General features: G+C 69.0%; 1 pseudogene. It reads right to left on the reverse strand.

The annotated features are described in order from the left end of the window. Positions 1 to 232: pseudogene (locus RM446_RS24795) on the reverse strand (hypothetical protein); the annotation flags it as partial.

The raw sequence follows: 232 nt of genomic DNA on the forward strand, positions 1-232 counted from the left end.
TGGGGTCGGGGTCGTTGTCGCCGTAGTCGCCGGGGATGGCGCTGGGGTAGGTGGCGGGGTCGGGGTTGTTGCTGGGGTGTGCCGGTGTGTGGCTTTGGGGTGGGGCGTAGGTGTTCATGGGGTCGGGGTCGTTGTCGCCGTAGTAGCCGGGGATGGCGCTGGGGTAGGTGGCGGGGTCGGGGTTGTTGCTGGGGTGTGCCGGTGTGTGGCTTTGGGGTGGGGCGTAGGTGTT

Origin of the sequence: Streptomonospora wellingtoniae (assembly GCF_031845375.1) — a bacterium.
GTDB lineage: Bacteria > Actinomycetota > Actinomycetes > Streptosporangiales > Streptosporangiaceae > Streptomonospora > Streptomonospora wellingtoniae.